The following is a 6251-nucleotide window of genomic DNA, read 5'->3' as shown; positions in this document are numbered from 1 at the left end:
TGCTCGACCTGAAAGCGCAACGACCCGGACGAAAATTCGACCGGGTCGTTAAAGCGGTGGCGCAGCGATATCCAGAGAAACGATTAACTAAGAAAACTTAACTTAGCGGCATTAGGGTCAGGTCCACCATTTCTACACGGCCTCAACCCTACCCGCCTTGGGGAGACGATTTTCCGCAGTTACGTCTCAGCTCGTGTAGAAATGGTGGACCTGACCCCGGATGTAAAAAGGCCGGGTTTGATCCCGGCCCTTCGTTTTCATAGCTTGGTTTTTTACGCTTCGAGCGTCATCAGGCTGGCGTTGCCACCCGCTGCGGTCGTATTGACGCACAGAGCCCGCTCAGCAAGCAAACGCCACAGGGGGATAGCCCCGTCCTCGTTGGTGTTGATCAGGCTCACCAGGGCCCCGCTACGGGCCGCCAGTTGGCTGTACAGGCTGCCGGTCAGCATCGATTCCACCAGGGCGATCTGGAAATCGCCTTCGAAGCCGTTTAGATCGGCCACCGGCTTGATGCGGTCCTTTACCGTCGCCGGCAGATCGGCCGGCACCAGCTTGGCGGTGTCGCCCGCGAGCAAAGCGATATTTCCCGTGGCGAGTACGGCTGCCAGCTGGTTCAGCAGCCCGTCCTGGGTGCCTGCGGCACAAACCACCGCGCCACGTGGCACCAGCGCCAGCGTGTTGCGCTCGCCTGTCGGGCCCGGCAACGCGGTCAGGCTGCCCAGCATCGTCGTGCGGCTGTACTGATCGGCCAGCTTGGCGATGCCGTCACGGCCGTGCTTTTGCGCCCAGGCGGTCAGCGCGTCCAGCGCCGGTGTCGCCTGGCGCTGGTGCTGTGACGTGGCCGTGGCGCCGCGCTGCAGACGCTTCAGATACAACGGACCGCCGGCTTTCGGGCCGGTGCCGGATTTGCCTTCGCCACCGAAGGGCTGCACCCCCACCACCGCGCCGACGATGTTGCGATTCACGTAAATATTGCCGACATGCGCGTTCGAGCTGATGTAGTCGATCGTTTCGTCGATGCGCGAATGTACGCCCAGGGTCAGGCCGTAGCCGCTTTCATTGATTTGCTGGACCAGTTTCGGCAGATCCGCACGCTTGTAGCGGATCACGTGCAGCACCGGGCCGAAGACTTCTTGCGTCAGTTCCGACAGCGAGCGGATCTCCAGCACGGTCGGTGGGACGAAGGTGCCGGCGGTGATCACGCTCGATGGCAGATCCAGCGAGAAGTAGTTCAACGCCGTGCCCTTGAGCTTGTTGATGTGCGCCAGCAGGTTTTGCTGCGCTTCGGCGTCGATGACCGGGCCGATGTCGGTCACCAGGCGGTCCGGGCAGCCGACTTTCAGCTCCAGCATCGCGCCTTTGAGCATCTTGATGGTCTTGTCGGCGATATCTTCCTGCAGGAACAGCACGCGCAACGCCGAGCAACGCTGGCCGGCGCTGTCGAAAGCGGACGAAATCGCATCCTGCACCACCTGTTCCGGCAAAGCCGACGAATCGACGATCATCGCGTTCTGACCACCGGTCTCGGCGATCAACGGAATCTCGATGTTCTCGGCGGCCGCCCGCTTGGCCAGGGTGCGGTTGATCAGTTGCGCCACTTCGGTCGAGCCGGTGAAGATCACGCCTTTCACACGCGGATCGGCGGTCAGCGCGGCGCCGACCACTTCGCCACGGCCCGGCAGGAATTGCAGCGCGGCGCGCGGAATGCCGGCTTCATGCAGCAGCTCGACCGCGCGGTGCGCGATCAGCGGCGTTTGCTCGGCCGGTTTGGCCAGCACGACGTTGCCGGCGGCCAGCGAGGCGGCGACCTGGCCGGTAAAAATGGCCAGCGGGAAGTTCCACGGGCTGATGCAGGTGACCGGACCCAGCGCCAGGGTGTTGGTCGAACCGGAGACCTCGGCCGCGTAGTAACGGAGGAAATCGACCGCTTCGCGCAGCTCGGCGATCGCGTTCGGCAGCGATTTGCCCGCTTCGCGGATCGCCAGCGTCATCAGTTCCATCGCGTTGGCTTCGAACAGGTCGGCTGCGCGGTTCAACGCGGCTGCGCGTTCGGACGGTTGCGTGGTTTGCCAATCCATCGCGAAATTGCTGGCGCTGATCAACGCGCTGTCGACGTCGGTGGTGGTCGCTTCGACCAGTTTGCCGACGATATCGCTGTGTTGGGCCGGATTGCTGACATCCTGCACCGGCTGGCCGACGCTGACGCCACCGGCCAGCAGCGGCGACGCGTACCAGGTGCGTGGCTCGGCCAGCGCTGCCGAAATATCGCGCAGCACGTCCTCGTTGGCCAGGTCGAAGCCCGACGAATTTTTGCGCTCGGCGCCGAACATGTCCTGCGGCAGCGGAATGCCGGCGTGCGGCTGGCCGCCCTGCTCGCGCGCCTGGGCGACCGGGTCCTTGATCAGCGAATCGATAGGAATCGCCTCGTCGACGATCTGGTTGACGAACGACGAGTTGGCGCCGTTTTCCAGCAGGCGGCGCACCAGGTAGGCCAGCAAGGTTTCATGGGTGCCGACCGGCGCGTAGATGCGGCACGGCTTGTCCAGATTGTCCTTGCCGACGACCTGGTCGTACAGCGATTCGCCCATGCCGTGCAGGCATTGGAATTCATAGTCGGTCACGCCGTCGCGCTTGGCCCAGGTGTAGATCGTCGACAAGGTTTGCGCGTTGTGCGTGGCGAACTGGGGATAGATCACGTCGGTCGCGCCCAGCAGCTTTTGCGCGCAGACCAGATAGGAAACGTCGGTGTAGACCTTGCGCGTGTAGACCGGATAGCCGCTCATGCCGTCCACCTGGGCGCGCTTGATCTCGGCATCCCAATACGCGCCCTTGACCAGGCGCACCATGAATTTACGGCCGCTGCGCTTGGCCAGGTCGATCAGGAAGTCGATCGCGAACGGGCAGCGCTTTTGATACGCTTGCACGACGAAGCCGATGCCTTCGAAACCGGCCAGTTCCGGATCGTGGGCCAGCGCCTCCATCAGGTCCAGCGACAACTCCAGGCGGTCGGCCTCTTCCGCATCGATGTTCAGGCCGATGTTGTAGTGCTTGGCCAGCAGCACCAGTTGACGCATACGCGGCAGCAATTCCTCCATCACGCGGACGCGCTGGGCGCGGCTATAGCGCGGGTGCAGCGCCGACAATTTGACCGAAATGCCGGGACCGTTCTTGATGCCGCGGCCGTTCGAGGCCTTGCCGATCGCGTGGATCGCCGTCTCGTACGAGGCGTAGTAGTTCTTGGCGTCGGCCTCGGTCAGCGCCGCCTCGCCCAGCATGTCATATGAATAACGATAACCGCGTGCCTCGTTGGCCTGGCCGTTCTTGATCGCCTCGTCGATGGTCTGGCCGGTGACGAATTGATTGCCCAGCATGCGCATCGCCAGATCGACGCCCTTGCGGATCAGCGGCTCGCCGCCCTTGGAAATGAGCTTGGTCAGCGCCGAGCCCAGGCCGGTTTCGCTGTTGGTGCTGACCAGCTTGCCGGTGATGAGCAGGCCCCAGGTGGCCGCGTTGACGAACAGCGACGGCGACTCGCCCAAATGCTTGCGCCAGTCGCCTTTGCTGATTTTGTCGGCGATCAGGCGGTCGGCGGTGGCATTGTCGGGAATACGCAACAGTGCTTCGGCCAGGCACATCAGCGCCACGCCCTCTTCCGACGACAGCGAGAACTCGTGCATCAGGGCGTCGACGCCGGAGGCGCGGGTGCGTTGTTCGCGCACCGAACTGACCAGTTTATGCGCCAGTTGCTGTGCCTGTTGCAGGCTGCCGGCGTCGTTGTTTTTGATCTGATCCAATAGCCACTGAACCGCGCTCACTTCGTCTCGCCGGTAGGCCGCCGTCACTGCTGCGCGCAGTGGAATCGGGTCGCGCAGGATTTCTGCTTGTAACGCTGCGAAGGGGGTAAAAACGCTTGGATCTGCTGCTTGCATGAATGACTCTCAGAATGGAAATTTGGGCGCGTCCACTTACAAAAACACGCTCTGCAAGCGGGTAGCTTGAGAGCGTGAAGTTGGGTTGAATCGTGGTCTCGAATCGTGAACTGCTGATGATTCGATTGTAAAGTGATTTCTTCTGGATTAATTCTGGTATTACAGGGGGCTAGCAATAGATTGTTTTTAGTGAGACAATTTAACCAAATAATATTTATTTGGGAGTTCCCGGAAATGTTAGACAAGATCAGCAAAAAAATCTTGATGGAGTTGCAGAGCGATGGCCGCATCAGCAACGTGGAGCTGGCGGCGCGGGTGAACCTGTCACCGGCCGCTTGCCTGGAGCGCGTGCGCAAGTTGCACGAGTCAGGCTACATCATGGGCTACACCGCGCAGCTGAATCCCCAGTTGCTCGACGTTTCACTGCTCGTTTTCATCGAAGTCGTGCTCGATCGCACGACGCCCGAAGTCTTCGACGCCTTCAAACACAGCGTCCAGGTCATTCCGGAAGTGCTGGAATGCCACATGGTCGCCGGCGGTTTCGACTACCTGGTCAAGGCCCGGGTCAAGGACATGGCCGCCTACCGCGAATTCCTGGGTAAAACCCTGCTCCAAAAAGGTGTGCGGGAAACCCACACTTATGCCGTGATGGAAGAAGTCAAGAATACCACCAAGTTACCTATAAAGTAGTATGTAGGAAATAAAATTAGTCGCTACGCGCCAGGGCGTCGGGTACAACGGGGGACAAATGAAGCTTTTGCAGCAGAAGTTGGTGCAACGTGGATTATGGTTGTTGGGTGCTACGGCCGGCGGAACTTGCCTGGCGTACTTGTTCAATCTGGCGGCGGGCGATAAAGCCTCGTTGATTTATACGGCCGCGCCGGCGGCGCTGGCCGGCGCGCTGATCTCCTGGTGGGCTGCCCGCCAGGACAACGACGAGGGCGGCGTACGCCGCTTCGCCCAGACCGTGGGCGCGGAAATCGACGCCATCATGATCGGCGCGGCGGAAACCTCGTACTTCGTCGACTCCGTTAAGAAGAAAATCGAGCTCGATGTCGGCACCGCCGGCGGTATCGTCCAGAGCTCGGCGCAAAACGCCGCGACCACCGAGCGCATCGCCGCCAACGCCGAGCGCGCCGCCAAGATCGCCGCCCAGGTGCGCGGCGAGACTGTCGCCGGCCGCAGCGAGGCCGACAACGGCCTGCAACGCATCCGCACCGCGCGCCAGGACGCCCAGACGGCGGCGTCCGTCATGACCAGCCTGCAAACCAATTCCCGCAAAATCTACGGCTTCACCGAGGCGATCAGCGAGATTTCCGCCCGCACCAACCTGCTTGCGCTGAATGCCGCCATCGAGGCGGCGCGCGCCGGCGAGCAGGGGCGCGGTTTCGCCGTCGTCGCCAGCGAGGTGCGCCAGTTGGCTTTGCGCACCAAGGAAGCGACCGACGAAATCAGCACCATGGTGCGTGAGATCAACCAGCAAGCGGAACAGGCCGCCACCGGCATGACGTCGCTGGCGGCGCAGGTCAGCGAGGCGGCCGGCAATGTGGAGAAGGTGCACGGTTTGCTGGGCAATATCGAGCGCTCCTCCGGCGTGTCGGAGGACGAGATCGGCCAGATCGCCCGGGCCTCGCGCGAGCATGTCGCCACCACCGAGGAAATTGCGGCGGCGATCGCCAGCATCCGCGACAGCCTGTTATCCACGGAGAAGGAATTGCCGCGCGCCGCCAGTTCGGCGATGGCGCTGGCCGAGCGGGCCGAGGTCATCACCGGCGCGCTGGGCGAGTCGTCGATCGCCACCTCGCACGATGAGATCCGGTATGCCGCGCAGCAGGCGGCGCTGGAAGTGGGCAGGATTTTTGAAGCGGCGCTGTCGTCTGGCAAGATCACGCGCGACGCGCTGTTCGACCGGACCTATACGCCGATCCCGAACACCGATCCGCCCAAGCATAAGACGAGGTTCGATGATTTTACGGATCGCGTGCTGCCTTCATTGCAGGAGGCATTGTTGGTGGCCATGCCGCAGCTGGCTTACGCCGGTGCTGTGGATAACAACGGCTATTTCCCCACCCATAACAAGAAGTTTTCGCAGCCGTTGACGGGTAATTACGATGTCGACATCGTCAACAACCGCACCAAGCGGATCTTCAGCGATCGCACCGGCAAGCGCTGCGGCTCGAACACCAAGGCGTTTCTGCTGCAGACCTACAAGCGCGATACCGGGGAAGTGATGCACGACCTGTCGGCGCCGATTTATGTGAACGGCAAGCATTGGGGTGGTTTCCGCATCGGTTACCGTTCCAGTACCAAGCATTAGCACGT

At 62.0% G+C, this 6251-nt stretch carries 3 protein-coding genes; 2 read left to right on the top strand and 1 reads right to left on the bottom strand.

The annotated features are described in order from the left end of the window. Window positions 1–272 precede the first annotated feature (272 nt). A complete protein-coding gene (gene putA, locus MRBLMU1_RS25470; RefSeq protein ID WP_363507592.1) occupies window positions 273–3929 on the bottom strand; it encodes a trifunctional transcriptional regulator/proline dehydrogenase/L-glutamate gamma-semialdehyde dehydrogenase in 3657 nt (1218 codons plus the stop codon). 234 nt (window positions 3930–4163) lie between these two features. Here putA and MRBLMU1_RS25465 point away from each other — a divergent pair, with 234 nt between their 5' ends. Together MRBLMU1_RS25465 and MRBLMU1_RS25460 are read left to right on the top strand one after the other, a co-directional pair. Next, entirely contained in the window at window positions 4164–4619 is a 456-nt protein-coding gene (locus MRBLMU1_RS25465) for an Lrp/AsnC ligand binding domain-containing protein (protein ID WP_008443393.1), read from the top strand. Window positions 4620–4677: 58 nt separating this feature from the next. Beyond that, window positions 4678–6246, top strand: coding sequence for a methyl-accepting chemotaxis protein (locus tag MRBLMU1_RS25460; protein ID WP_363507589.1), 1569 nt, complete (start codon window positions 4678–4680; stop codon window positions 6244–6246). Window positions 6247–6251 lie beyond the last annotated feature (5 nt).

The sequence above is a fragment of the Burkholderia sp. LMU1-1-1.1 genome (genome assembly GCF_040675865.1).
Classification (GTDB): domain Bacteria; phylum Pseudomonadota; class Gammaproteobacteria; order Burkholderiales; family Burkholderiaceae_D; genus Rugamonas.
This window is presented reverse-complemented; position numbering and strand designations above follow the sequence as displayed.